This window comes from Rhizobium sp. P40RR-XXII, from assembly GCF_012641405.1.
In the GTDB taxonomy this organism is placed as follows: domain Bacteria; phylum Pseudomonadota; class Alphaproteobacteria; order Rhizobiales; family Rhizobiaceae; genus Rhizobium.
Genome location: NZ_JABAII010000003.1, coordinates 376032 through 387750, shown reverse-complemented (window position 1 = coordinate 387750; position 11719 = coordinate 376032). Strand labels below are relative to the sequence as shown.

General features: G+C 60.8%; 13 protein-coding genes. 4 read left to right on the top strand and 9 right to left on the bottom strand.

From position 1 onward, the window contains the following. Nucleotides 1-44 precede the first annotated feature (44 nt). From HGP16_RS08180 to HGP16_RS08140, 9 genes are all read right to left on the bottom strand, one after another. A complete protein-coding gene (locus tag HGP16_RS08180) occupies nucleotides 45-566 on the bottom strand; it encodes a DUF992 domain-containing protein (protein ID WP_168839508.1) in 522 nt (173 codons plus the stop codon). Further along, nucleotides 563-907, bottom strand: coding sequence for a BON domain-containing protein (locus HGP16_RS08175; protein WP_168839507.1), 345 nt, complete (start codon nucleotides 905-907; stop codon nucleotides 563-565). Before HGP16_RS08175 ends, HGP16_RS08180 begins: the two co-directional genes overlap by 4 nt. A gap of 433 nt (nucleotides 908-1340) precedes the next feature. Next, nucleotides 1341-2354, bottom strand: a complete 1014-nt coding sequence (locus HGP16_RS08170; protein ID WP_168839506.1) for an aldo/keto reductase — start codon at nucleotides 2352-2354, stop codon at nucleotides 1341-1343. A 456-nt stretch (nucleotides 2355-2810) separates the two neighbouring features. After that, entirely contained in the window at nucleotides 2811-3458 is a 648-nt protein-coding gene (locus HGP16_RS08165) for a hypothetical protein (protein WP_168839505.1), read from the bottom strand. 194 nt (nucleotides 3459-3652) lie between these two features. After that, complete coding sequence (locus HGP16_RS08160) at nucleotides 3653-4003, bottom strand: ribbon-helix-helix domain-containing protein (RefSeq protein ID WP_168839504.1); 351 nt, start codon at nucleotides 4001-4003, stop codon at nucleotides 3653-3655. Between the two features lie 17 nt (nucleotides 4004-4020). Beyond that, a complete protein-coding gene (locus tag HGP16_RS08155; protein ID WP_168839503.1) occupies nucleotides 4021-4617 on the bottom strand; it encodes a DJ-1/PfpI family protein in 597 nt (198 codons plus the stop codon). A gap of 94 nt (nucleotides 4618-4711) precedes the next feature. After that, on the bottom strand, nucleotides 4712-5104 hold the full coding sequence (locus HGP16_RS08150; RefSeq protein ID WP_168839502.1) for a DUF779 domain-containing protein: 393 nt from the start codon (nucleotides 5102-5104) through the stop codon (nucleotides 4712-4714). A gap of 81 nt (nucleotides 5105-5185) precedes the next feature. After that, nucleotides 5186-6694: an aldehyde dehydrogenase gene (gene adh / locus HGP16_RS08145; protein WP_168839501.1), complete on the bottom strand. Its 1509-nt coding sequence runs from the start codon at nucleotides 6692-6694 to the stop codon at nucleotides 5186-5188. 156 nt (nucleotides 6695-6850) lie between these two features. After that, entirely contained in the window at nucleotides 6851-7801 is a 951-nt protein-coding gene (locus HGP16_RS08140; RefSeq protein WP_168839500.1) for a GAF domain-containing protein, read from the bottom strand. A gap of 287 nt (nucleotides 7802-8088) precedes the next feature. Between HGP16_RS08140 and HGP16_RS08135 the strand changes: the two genes are divergently transcribed. The 4 genes from HGP16_RS08135 (at nucleotide 8089) to HGP16_RS08120 (ending at nucleotide 11701) form a co-directional block, all read left to right on the top strand. Beyond that, complete coding sequence (locus HGP16_RS08135) at nucleotides 8089-8985, top strand: phosphatase PAP2 family protein (protein ID WP_246703281.1); 897 nt, start codon at nucleotides 8089-8091, stop codon at nucleotides 8983-8985. A gap of 187 nt (nucleotides 8986-9172) precedes the next feature. Next, the gene (locus tag HGP16_RS08130; protein ID WP_168839498.1) at nucleotides 9173-9427 is read left to right on the top strand and encodes a GCG_CRPN prefix-to-repeats domain-containing protein; all 255 of its coding nucleotides are present in this window, start codon (nucleotides 9173-9175) and stop codon (nucleotides 9425-9427) included. Nucleotides 9428-9659: 232 nt separating this feature from the next. Next, nucleotides 9660-10079: a thiol-disulfide oxidoreductase DCC family protein gene (locus HGP16_RS08125; protein WP_168839497.1), complete on the top strand. Its 420-nt coding sequence runs from the start codon at nucleotides 9660-9662 to the stop codon at nucleotides 10077-10079. Beyond that, nucleotides 10076-11701: an SDR family oxidoreductase gene (locus tag HGP16_RS08120; RefSeq protein ID WP_168839496.1), complete on the top strand. Its 1626-nt coding sequence runs from the start codon at nucleotides 10076-10078 to the stop codon at nucleotides 11699-11701. The genes HGP16_RS08125 and HGP16_RS08120 overlap by 4 nt, the downstream gene beginning before the upstream one ends. The last annotated feature ends 18 nt before the right edge of the window (nucleotides 11702-11719 follow it).

Below are 11719 nucleotides of genomic sequence, written 5' to 3'. Positions count from 1 at the left end.
ATCATGTTGACGGCGTGCTTCCATACGGCAGCGCTATCGCCGCGTCAGCTAGCCGGACGCAATTGCAGGCGGGAAACGCCGGCTGCGACATTCAGGCCGGTTCCCGCTTCGCCGCTCAGCGGCTGCAGCGCAAAATTCTTGGAATTGCCGCCGACCAGCGCATTGGCTCCAAGACCGAGGCCAACGGAAGCACCCGCGGATGCACCGACATAGGTGCCAGCCAGGGCACCATCGCCGACGCGCGTGGGTGCGGTGTTGATGACGATCCAGCTCAGATAGGTCTTGCGGGTCACGCCGATGTCGATCCCGAGCTTGCCGATCGCGCCCGTATAGCGTTCGACCTTGCCGGTTCGCTGTTTGAAGGTGCAGCTGACCTGCTTGTTGGAACCGATGATCATGCCGACGCCGCCTGCCACTTCGCAAGAAAGCGTTCCAAGGCGTTGCCTGGGCTCGGAGGCGACTTGCGCCGATTGCCTTTTCGGATGGTGTTGCTGGCTGCTGGCGGCGGAAGCCGCGGAACCGAACGCCACGGCAATGGCCGCGGCCGCAATGATGGTCTTTTTCATGTCACCTCCTTCGGCGGTTTAAGCGCCGCGGTCAGCCCGGACGGCGCAGGGGAACTCGACGAGCCGATCCCGGTCTCGATGGAAGATCCGCGATTAGCCTGGATAACGATGTTGTTGATGATGCGGGTCCCAGCATATTCGCCGGCAATCGCAATGGCTCGCTGACGTGCCTGATCGGAGGGCGCAACCCCGGACAGGACGATGGCCCCCTCCGAGGCGATGACCTCGATGCGGCAATCTTCGAGTCCTTCGGCATAAGCAATCAGGCACCGGATCGCCGCGCAGGTCGCACCTCGATCCGGTGATGTCATCAGCGATGAAAGCTTGGCCAGGAAAAGCATCGGAAGCCTCGACAAGTCGCAAGAACAAGTGTTTGCCCGCCGCATGGCGTCAACGAAGCGCGTTCCGGCTCAGCTTTCCGGTTGTTTGCCTGACTGCGCCTTTGACACGGTTTTTGTCCATTTCCTGTCTCCTTGAGCTTTTTCAAAAGAAGCAGCGCGGGCATTCCCCGAAGCCATGACAATGAAGTAGGGCGGCAACGCCTGCGCGTGTAGAGCAGAAACGAACATGACTACTAGTAGAAAACAGCCTTTTTGAGGCCAGGACCGGCCCGGATAGGGCGTTCCCGTTCACATTCAGTGGCGGCGACGTGCCTCCCGCTCATGCCATTCCTCGTCTCGATATTGGCAACTCAGATAGGAGGAATGATCGATAAGCGAAGCCGTCGCGTGAGCAGGCAGGGACGGCATTGGCAAATGATCAAAGGCCGACCGCTTACCGGGGCGTTATCCACGCGCTGGCAGGAGCGGCGTCGCGCAGTAATAGCGATGGGGCAAGCGAATGACTCGGGATCGTTAGCGCATCGAGGGTCACCGTCTGCTCTGTCGATAGGCAGACATCGAGTGCACCAATATCCTCGTCAAGCTGCTCCATGCTCCGCACGCCGATAACGGTGGACGACACGGCCGGACGCGCCATAGCCCAGGCAAGGGCGACGCGAGCAGTGCTGGTGCCAAGCTCGCCGGCGACGCGGATCAGGGCATCGACGATTTCGAAATCCTCCTCGCCGGGCGTCTGCGCCAATTGCGCAGCCTGACCCGACCTCAGCCGTGCATTGTCTGTGCGCGTATACTTGCCGCTGATGAGCCCGCCGTTTAACGGCGAATGCGATACGACGCCGAGCCCCAATCCCCGCGCCATCGGAATGAGCTCGACCTCAAACAGGCGCGCGGCGAGCGAATATTCAATCTGCAGACCGATGAACGGCGGCCAGCCGTTGGATTGTGCGAGCAGATGTGCATGCGCCACCTTCCAGGCCGGTGCATCGGAGATGCCGAAATAGCGCAGTTTTCCCGATTGGACGAGATCATGCAGCGCCGCGAGTATCTCCTCCAGCGGAGCCTGTATGTCCCAATTGTTCAGCCAATAGAGGTCAAGATAGTCCGTACGAAGCCGCCGCAGGGCCTGTTCGAAGCCATTTATCACGGCTTTGCGGCCAGATGCTTGGCCGTTCCGATCCGCGTTGAACCTGGCAGCAATGACAAGCCGATCGCGCCTGATCGAGTTCTGCGCAAAGTAATTGCCGACAACCGTCTGGCCACCCGCTTTTACGTCGCCGTTGCCAGTGTCGATATAATTGCCGCCGAGATCAAGGTAGCGATCAAGAATCACCTCAGCCTTGTCGCGCGAATGCCAGGCAAAATCCTCATCGAAAGTCATGGTTCCGAGGGCAAGCGGGCTGACGCGCAACTCCGAATGCCCGAGCGCGGCATAATCACCAAGATGCATGCATTATCCCCCAGCCGGCGCAAGCCGATACATATCCGATGTGGTATGTAAGATCGTCGAATAAAGGAATTAAGCCGCAATTTTCGATTTTACAATTCGGGAATTCGGATAATGGTCGGTCGCTGATCCGCTGATCGCTTGCCACGCGGGACTAAGCTTTCAAGGGTGCGAGGAATTCTCCGACAGGAGCGCGCGGGAAGGCCAAGGATTGCGGCCTTCCCGCAGCCAGGCGAGCGTGTCGAGGACTGGCTAGGCTCGGTGCTTACGGAGGCTGGAGCAAGCGATAATGCTTTACCGCCCGCACGCCAGATCATGCTGCTTCTCGACGGTTCGTTTGCCGTCGTGCTGCTTCATCGCGATCTAAGCTACATGGAAACCGCCGCGGGTGCGGTCGCCGAACTTATTAGAGGTAGGCTGGTTGCCTCAAATACCACAGGACAAGCGGGTCGCTTTAAATCAGCTAAAGGACAGGAGACCATATAGGCCAGCGGCAACTTGATCGACCACCACCTCCTGCGTTGTCTTGCTGCCATCGTCCGTCTCGGTATCGTCTTTCTTATCTTTGTCCTTATGCGACCGCTTTTCGAACGCGCGGGTCACCTTGTCATTGTCGCCACCATCCGTGGCGCTGTTGATGACGTCCTCAAGCGATAGACCGAGCTTGTCGAGACCAAGTTCCTTTTCCAGCCCGTGGATAGCCCCCATTCCGCCCGGCTGTACCTTTATCTCGCCAAAGGCTTTTTTCATCGCCGCGACAAAATCATCCATGGACGCATAACTGCTCCGCTCGATGCCAAGAGCCTTGCCCGTGCGCTCGATAAGATCGAGCTTCTGTTTCGCAATACTATTCCCGCTCATGCTGAACATGGCCTCGGAGACTTTCGACTGCGCAGGGGTCGGTTGCCTGGAGACGCTCACCATATTTGCCTGACCGGTTGCCACCGCAATTAAGCTGTCGGTGCCCGATTGTGCCCGCTGCGGTGCCGCAGTGCCGGTGGCGTCAGCCGTTGAAGGATGACCAACGCCACTGACGGCGTGTTGGGGATGGAAGTCATAGCGAATCCTCGCAACGCTCAACCTCCCCTTCATGGAGACCTGGCGCAAAGCTCTATGCCTCATGCGATAGTCTATACGATCAGCACTACCAGAGGTTAGTTAAAGCTTGGATAACCCAGGATATAAATGTCCATGATGACTTCTCCATAAGTTGCATCCCAGCGCAAAGCCAATCCGACGTCCGATCGACACTCGGCACTTAGCAAGTGCCCTGCAACGCGGACGCCGGCCTCGCGATGCGATCAATGATATTTCAGCCGTTCCCGTCCAAGAATGGCAGGCGCGTCGACACCGGCAATGGGCTGGGAAAGATCGCTCGAAATGTCGCCGGCAAGCTGCAGGTCGAGATAGCGCGCGCAGCAGACACGCAGGAACGAGGTAAAATTACCGAGATCATGGCCGGCATCGATTGATTCATGGTGCAGCTTCGTAATCAGCTGCACCACGTTCATACCGTCGCGCCGGGCGATTTCCTCCAGCTTCGACCAGAAGAAGTTTTCCAATCTCACGCTGGTCACCATGCCGTCGATGCGCAGGGAGCGCGTGGTGCTTTCCCATGGCCTGGCATCGGCCTTGATGAACAATTCGCACATGCGTGTCCCCTTCAGTTTCAGGCGGCGTTGGCTTCCGACAAAGCGTTGGCATCGAGCACGGCCATGAAGTGGCGCAGCCATGCCGGATGCGCCGGCCAGGCCGGCGCTGTCACGAGATTGCCGTCGGCGACGGCGTCGTTGATGGCGATATCGGCATATATGCCGCCGGCGAGCTCCACTTCCGGGCGGCAGGCGGGATAGGCCGAGCAGGTGCGCCCCTTGAGGACACCAGCTGCGGTCAGCAATTGCGCCCCGTGGCAAATGGCGGCAACCGGCTTGTCTGCCTCGAAGAAGTGCTGAACGGCATTGATGACGTCGGGGTTCAGGCGCAGATATTCCGGCGCCCGGCCGCCCGGAATGACGAGCGCGTCGTAATCCTCGGCGCGGATGCTGGCGAAGGTGGCGTTCAACGCAAAATTATGGCCGCGCTTCTCGGAATAGGTCTGATCGCCTTCGAAATCATGGATGGCCGTTGCCACTGTCTCGCCGGCATTCTTGCCCGGGCAAACGGCATGGACCGTATAACCACAGGCAAGCAGCGTCTGGAACGGCACCATGGTTTCGTAGTTTTCGGTTAAATCACCCGTGATCATCAGGATCTTTGCTGCCGGCATTGTCTTCCTCCCTCAAAACCAACAGACGACACTCTAGCAAAACGCCGGGCGGCGGGGGTATTAAGAGAATACTACACGCCGTTTATGACCCTGCTTACTGCCTCGGCGGATGGCTGATGTCCGGGATTGTACAGGCTTCGCCGCCGCCAAAAAGGCGCGACCGTGTGAGAAACCGCCTCTCCCGCCCATTGTCGAGCGAGAACATGCCGCCACGCCCCGGCACGACATCGATGATGAGCTGCGTATGCTTCCACGCCTCGAACTGGCTACCGCTGATATAGACGGGCACGCCGCCGATCTCGCCGAGTTTCACGTCATTATCGCCGATCATGAACTCATCAGCCGGATAGCACATCGGCGACGAGCCGTCGCAGCACCCGCCCGACTGATGAAAAAGGATATCGGGATGCTCCTTCTGTATCTCGCGGATGAGCTCGAGCGCCTTGCCGGTCGCAAGCACCCGAGGCTCCGATCCACTATCGTCCATGATGATCCTCCCTCCTCGATATGCGAATACCTGAAGGCCCCCAGCTGCCGCTGGGAGCCTCAATGGCTTCGTTGGGAGGTCTCAGAAGAAGCCGAGCGCTTTCGGGCTGTAGCTGACCAGCATATTCTTGGTCTGCTGATAGTGATCGAGCATCATCTTGTGCGTCTCGCGCCCGATGCCCGACTGCTTGTAGCCGCCGAAGGCCGCATGCGCCGGATAGGCATGATAGCAATTCGTCCAGACGCGTCCGGCCTGGATTTCGCGGCCGAAGCGATAGGCGCGGTTACCGTCGCGGGTCCAAACGCCGGCGCCAAGGCCGTAGAGCGTATCGTTGGCGATTTCGAGTGCTTCCTTCTCGTCCTTGAAGGTGGTCACCGATACGACAGGGCCGAAGATTTCCTCCTGGAACACACGCATCTTGTTGTGGCCCCTGAAGATGGTCGGCTTGATGTAGTAGCCGCTCGACAATTCGCCACCGAGATCAGAGCGCGCGCCGCCCGTCAGCACTTCGGCGCCTTCCTGCCTGCCGATATCGAGATAGGAGAGGATTTTCTCCATCTGCTCGCTCGAAGCCTGGGCGCCGATCATGGTTGCGGGGTCGAGCGGATTACCCTGCTTGATGGCTTCCACGCGTTTGACGGCCCGCTCCATGAAGCGGTCGTAGACCGATTCCTGGATCAGCGCGCGGCTGGGGCATGTGCAGACTTCGCCCTGGTTAAGCGCGAACATCGCAAAGCCTTCGAGCGCCTTGTCGAAGAAATCATCGTCCTCGGCAGCGACATCGGCAAAGAAAATGTTCGGCGATTTGCCGCCGAGTTCGAGCGTCACGGGGATCAGGTTCTGACTGGCATATTGCATGATGAGCCGGCCCGTCGTCGTCTCGCCGGTAAAGGCGATCTTGGCGATACGCGGGCTGGTCGCCAGCGGCTTACCGGCCTCCAGGCCGAAGCCGTTGACGATGTTGAGCACACCCGCCGGCAGAAGATCGCCGATGAGCTCCGCCCAGACCAGCAGCGAGGCGGGTGTCTGCTCGGCCGGCTTGATGACGACGCAATTGCCGGCTGCGAGCGCCGGCGCAAGCTTCCAGGCCGCCATCAGGATCGGGAAGTTCCAGGGAATGATCTGCCCGACGACGCCGAGCGGCTCATGGAAGTGGTAGGCGACGGTATCGTGATCGATTTCGCCGATCGAGCCCTCCTGGGCGCGGATGCACGAAGCGAAGTAGCGGAAGTGATCGATGGCGAGCGGGATGTCGGCCGCCATGGTTTCGCGGATCGGCTTGCCATTGTCCCAGCTTTCCGCCTGCGCCAGCACTTCCAGCTTGTCTTCCATGCGCTGGGCGATCTTCATCAGGATGTTGGAACGCTCGGTGACGGAGGTCCGGCCCCATTTATCCTTTGCCGCATGGGCGGCATCGAGGGCGGCGTTGATATCCTTTTCGTCGGAACGCGGTATCTCGCAGATCTTGGCGCCGGTGATCGGCGTGAGGTTGTCGAAATACCTGCCGGCGATCGGCTCGCGCCACTCGCCGCCGATATAGTTGCCATATTTCAGCTTGAACGGAGATTCGACGATCTTCTGATGCAGCATGCCATCCTCCCTTGGTCGGCGGGTCCGGTCAACGAACCCAATGGGAAAAGTCTGCGTGCATATGGCCACCGGCGATAGGGGCGACCTTACGTGCTGCGGCGCACAGTGTCGCAACTCTGCGACACGTGCCCCTGGGAATGTACCTCTATCGGCAATTCAGTGCAGATTGAGCCGGTTCATCTTTCGATGCAGCGTCGAGCGGCTCATGCCGAGCGCCGCGGCTGCCTGGGAGACATTGCCATTGGCGCGGGAAAGCGCCCTGAGCAGGGCGGCACGTTCTGCCTCCAGGAGATCCTCACTCCCGGCGCCCTGCTCGCGCAGAATATCGGACGCGGGAATTCCCGCAGCGATACGGTGATCGTCGAGCCGCAGGGCAAGACGGGCTGCCCGTGTCGCACCGAGCACGAGATCGTTGCGATCGACCGCGAGCAGCGCAGAAGTGGAAGCCGTATCCGTCGGCACCATGACGAAGCGGGCGCCTGCAAAGGCGCCGCGGAAGAGATTGAGCTCGATGCGCACCGCCGCGTCCCGCACGGTCTGCGACAGGATCGCCAGGGTCGCGTCGTTGATATCGTCGCGGCAGGAGGAAATGTCGAGAGCGCCGGCAAGCTGGCCGCGATGATCGCGGATCGGAGCGGTCGTGCAGCTGAGATTGATGTTGGAGGAAAAGAAGTGCTGATCGCGAAAGATCGCCACGGCCCGCTCGTCGGCAAGCGCCGTGCCGATACCATTGGTGCCGATGCTAGCCTCGGTCCAGACGGAGCCGGTCCATAGGCCCAGATCGTGGAATTCCTTGTCGTCGCCGGCAGCACCACGGCGTTCGAGCGCGATGCCGTCACGATCGGTCAGCAGCAGGCAGCAACCGGCCTTGCCGACCGCAAGGAAAAGACGATCCAGTTCGTTCGAAGCTTCGGCAACCAGCCGCTGCGACCGCTCCAATGCCACCTGGAACTCCTGACCGGCCAGGCGCATCGGCAAACGCTGATCCTCCGGCGCGAGACGATGCATGGTCATGCAGCGCCGCCAGGAAGCCACTACCGAAGAACTTGCCGCCGCCGATTGCGCGGACGCATAGACCTGATCCGCATGCGCGGAATATTCGTGCATCTGGCTCCTCCCACCGAACGCTGCCTTGATTGTCGCTAAAAAAGGCGGTTGAGGCAATCCTCCCCTCGCTTTGCGAGGGCGACTGCGAAATTCCGCCGCTACCTCGTTGGCGACAAAGTCTTTTTCAGCGCCGCGCGGCCTTCAGGCGGCTGTCAGCGTGTTGTTGTAGCAGCTTTTTCCAAGGGAAGCGGAGCTGAAGGCGATTGGTGAGCCCGGCTCCATGAGCGAATGATCGACAGCAATGGGAAGTCGGCTTCATGCAGGCATGGCAGCGGAAACAGGAGGTCATGAAAGAAGCGCTGGGGCATTCTGCGAAAACCTGTCGCAGACGCGTAACCGGCGGCCTTCGATGCTTCTTCAGAGCGCCTGCCGTCGCGCCTCCCGAAAATCGTGCATTTCTCGAACGCCCTATCGCCATCATCGCCATCTTCCTTGTCCTATCATTGCTCGTGATGGTGACTTCAGACTACCCTCTCGGCCTCTGGATGAAGTCGTTCCCCGAGCAGCTGCGCGGAATGGCGAAATGGATCAGCAGCCTCGGCACGGGGTTGCTCGTGCTTTCGTTCAGCGGCGCCCTGCTGATGTTCGCCATCCTCGCGCCCGCACACAAATTGCGCAAATCGGTGCGAACCGGCACAGATCTCATCGCCACTGCCACGGCATTCGTCTTCCTGGCCGTCGCCGGCGGCGGCATTGTCGCTTCGCTCGCCAAGAACATTATCGGCCGCGCCAGACCGGAACTGCTGCAGACGAATGGCGCCTTTTATTTTCAACCCTTTGCCTTTCACGCCGACTTCGCATCCTTTCCTTCCGGACACTCGGCAACGGCCGGCGCCATGGCGATGTCGCTGGCGCTCGTCTTCCCCCGCCTTCGCCCCGTCTTCATGCCTGTCGGCGTCCTGATCTGCCTGTCGCGCCAATGGGTCGGCGCCCATTGGGCAAGCGACACGCTGATGGGCTGGGGCGTCGGCGTCGCCTTCGCCCTGTGGCTGGCGCATGCATTCGCGCGGCGCCGTCTGCTCTTTGCCTATGATTCCGATGGCCGCCTGTGTCCTGGAGAGCAGTATAAGGCGATCCTGGCCGTCCTGCGCACTTTGATACGGCGTATGCCGATGATCGGAAAAAAGGTGGCACCCGCGGAAAAGACATGTCCGTCACAGTCCGGCCGCATCCCAAATCTTTGAAATCCAGCCCTGATCCCGCAGCAGGCACAGCTCCTCGGCGTGGCTTGTAGGCTTGCGCACTGCAAATGCCTGTTTTCCTCATGTGAATGCAAAATGATCGAAACGCAGCGACGGATTTACCGATCTCGGCCGTTTAAGCGCTGAAGGGATAACAGCGTCAAGCTCTTCTAGGACGAATGAGGACATCATGAAAAAGATCATCTTGCTGGCTTTTGCAGCGACTGCCTGCTTCGCCGCGATCTCGCCGGCCGAGGCTCGCGACGGATGCGGCATCGGCTTCCATCGCGGCCCCTACGGCTATTGCCGCCCGAATGGACGGCCGGTCGTTGTCGTACCGGCTGGTCCGGTGGTGGGTATCTTTTATCCCGGCCGCGGCTACTGGGACGGGCATCGCTACTGGCTACATCGCGAGCGGTGGCACGGCGGCTGGCGCTATCGCTAAGCCCCTTTTCTGACGGAAATTCGGCCCGGTCATCAAGATCGGGCCGCATGCCGGCGGGGCAGCTCGATGGTCCTGTTTGTCCCGCCCCTCTCCACAACCTGCTCTCTGCGACACAAACCTCACGCTCTTGTGTTGGTTTGGCATGGCAGCACCCCGAAACGGGCAATTGACGACGGCCGCTCAACCGGACAAAGCTGCGAACAAACCGGGGGCGGAAAAACGCGACGCCAGCATGTGCAAAAGCAATATCAGCGAATCCCAAGGGCCGATCATCGTCTTCGACGCCATGTGCGTCCTCTGTACCGCCAACGCTCAGTTCGTGCTTCGCCACGACCGCATCGGCCGCTTCCGCCTCGCCTCCATGCAGAATGAAACCGGCGCTGCTCTTTATCGCCGCTGCGGGATAGACCCCGCCAATCCGGACAGCCGGATCATCGTCGATGGGGCAAAGGTGCTGCGAGACAGCGACGCGGTGCTTTCGATCTATGCCGGCCTCGGCTGGCCCTGGAAGGCAATTTCCCTCTTGCGCCTTGTACCCGGCATGCTGCGCGACCCGATCTATCATTGGCTTGCCCGCAATCGCTACCGCATCTTCGGCAAGCGCGAGACATGCTGGGTGCCGACACCTGAACAGGCGAGCCGCATTCTTTGAGAAAGATCCTCGTTCTCGGCGGTTATGGCGGCTTCGGCGCGCGCCTGTCCCGGCGCCTTGCCGGCGACGGTTTCGACGTGCTGGTTGCCGGGCGTAACCTTGAGGCGGCAAAGGCGCTCGCCGCTCAATTGCCCAACGCTCGGGCGCTCCGGGCCGACCGCAACGGCGATATGGCTGCGATCCTCGACGAGCACAAGCCATTCCTGCTCATCGATGCGGCCGGTCCCTTCCAGCAAAGCGACGACCGCGTCGCGCGGGCCTGCATAAAGGCGGGTGTCCATTACATCGATCTTGCCGACGCGCGCGATTTCGTCGGCGCGATCGGGTCGCTCGACGCACAGGCCAAGGCTCAGGGCGTCACTGTGATCTCCGGCGCATCGAGCGTGCCGGCTTTGTCGAGTGCCGTCGTGACGGAGCTCGGCAAGGGCATGCAGGCGGTCCGCTCGATCGACATGTCGATCAGTGCATCCAATCGCGCGACCGCCGGCGCCTCAGTCGCAGCGGCGATCCTGAGCTACGTCGGCAAGCCGGTGCGGCTCTGGCGCGGACGGCGCTGGCAGGACGCGACCGGCTGGCACATGCTAAGGTGCGAGACCTATGTGGTCGCCGGCCACCGCCCTCTGCGCCGGCTGGTGGCGCTTGCCGATGTGCCGGATCACGATCTGCTGGTCGATAGCGCTATCGGGCGCCCCAGCGTCATTTTTCGGGCCGGGCCTGAATTTGCATTTCAGACGCTGGCGCTCTGGCTGCTGTCCTGGCCGGTCGCCTGGGGTTGGCTGACATCGCTCAGGAAGATCGGCCGCTTTCTGCTGCCACTGCAGAGCACGACGGCGAAGCTTGGCACGGCGCGCTCTGCTGTAACCATCGACATCAAGGGGATCGCGCAAGGCGCCATGCAAGCCCGTCGCTGGACGCTCATCGCCGAAAACGGCGACGGCGTGGAAATTCCCACCCTTCCGGCGCAATTGCTGGCCCGCGCGCTGCGCGATAACCGGCTTTCGCCCGGCGCCCGTCATGCAGGCGGGCTTCTGTCCCTCGATGATTTTCGAACCTTGTTTCGCGATATGACGATCGGCGAGGAAACAACGGAAGCGCTCTACACGCCGCTCTATCAGCGTGTCATGGGTTCCGCGTTCGCGCATCTGTCCGAGCCAGTGCGCACCATGCACGACGTCTTCGGAGATGGCGGCGCCAAGGGCGAGGCTGTCGTGATCCGTGGGCGATCGCTTGCTGCCCGGCTGACCGCGAAATTGTTCGGCTTCCCCGCAGCTGGAAAACACGCGCTGCATGTATCCTTTGAGGAACGCAATGGGATCGAGCAATGGACCCGGGATTTTTCCGGTCAGTGTTTCTCCAGCCGTCTGAGCGAGGAAAACGAACGGCTTGTCGAGCGCTTCGGCCCCTTCCGCTTCGCATTCGACCTTCTGCCGCGCGGCAACAGGCTCAGCATGGAGATACGGCGCTGGTCGTTCCTCCGCATCCGGCTGCCGCTCCTTCTTGCACCCCGAAGCACGGCTCATGAGTGGGCGCAGAACGATCGATTTCATTTCGACGTGTCGATCGCTTTGCCGTTCATCGGCCCGGTCGTTCACTATCGTGGCTGGCTGCGGCCAATCGATTGATCCAATCGGCCAATTCAC

Coding starts and splice junctions, on each gene's coding strand:
- HGP16_RS08140 (WP_168839500.1), bottom strand. CDS start 7,801: ATGCACGAATATTCCGCGCATGCGGATCAGGTCTATGCGTCCGCGCAA.
- HGP16_RS08130 (WP_168839498.1), top strand. CDS start 9,173: ATGAAAAAGATCATCTTGCTGGCTTTTGCAGCGACTGCCTGCTTCGCC.
- HGP16_RS08175 (WP_168839507.1), bottom strand. CDS start 907: ATGCTTTTCCTGGCCAAGCTTTCATCGCTGATGACATCACCGGATCGA.
- HGP16_RS08155 (WP_168839503.1), bottom strand. CDS start 4,617: ATGCCGGCAGCAAAGATCCTGATGATCACGGGTGATTTAACCGAAAAC.
- HGP16_RS08135 (WP_246703281.1), top strand. CDS start 8,089: ATGAAAGAAGCGCTGGGGCATTCTGCGAAAACCTGTCGCAGACGCGTA.
- HGP16_RS08170 (WP_168839506.1), bottom strand. CDS start 2,354: ATGCATCTTGGTGATTATGCCGCGCTCGGGCATTCGGAGTTGCGCGTC.
- HGP16_RS08125 (WP_168839497.1), top strand. CDS start 9,660: ATGTGCAAAAGCAATATCAGCGAATCCCAAGGGCCGATCATCGTCTTC.
- HGP16_RS08160 (WP_168839504.1), bottom strand. CDS start 4,003: ATGTGCGAATTGTTCATCAAGGCCGATGCCAGGCCATGGGAAAGCACC.
- HGP16_RS08180 (WP_168839508.1), bottom strand. CDS start 566: ATGAAAAAGACCATCATTGCGGCCGCGGCCATTGCCGTGGCGTTCGGT.
- adh (WP_168839501.1), bottom strand. CDS start 6,694: ATGCTGCATCAGAAGATCGTCGAATCTCCGTTCAAGCTGAAATATGGC.
- HGP16_RS08150 (WP_168839502.1), bottom strand. CDS start 5,104: ATGGACGATAGTGGATCGGAGCCTCGGGTGCTTGCGACCGGCAAGGCG.